The 230-nt window shown below is 48.3% G+C and carries 1 rRNA gene; it reads left to right on the top strand.

Annotated features, from left to right (window positions below):
* A 23S ribosomal RNA gene (locus GVL12_RS26120) occupies positions 1-230 on the top strand; the annotation flags it as partial.

The raw sequence follows: 230 nt of genomic DNA, 5'->3' as shown, positions 1-230 counted from the left end.
GCGAACCGAGTGAACTGAAACATCTAAGTAGCTCGAGGAAAAGACATCAACCGAGATTCCGAAAGTAGTGGCGAGCGAAATCGGAACAGCCTTCTAGTGATACCTCGACTGTTAGCAAAGTGGCATGGAAAGGTCAACCATAGTGGGTGATAGTCCCGTATGCGAAAACAGACGAGCGGTACTAAGCTAGAGAAAAGTAGGGCGGGGCACGAGAAACCTTGTCTGAATAT

The organism is Pantoea sp. 18069 (assembly GCF_902706035.1).
Taxonomy (GTDB): Bacteria; Pseudomonadota; Gammaproteobacteria; order Burkholderiales; family Burkholderiaceae_C; genus Comamonas.
Note: the sequence above shows the minus strand (reverse complement) of the source record. Positions and strands in the feature narration are given on the sequence as shown.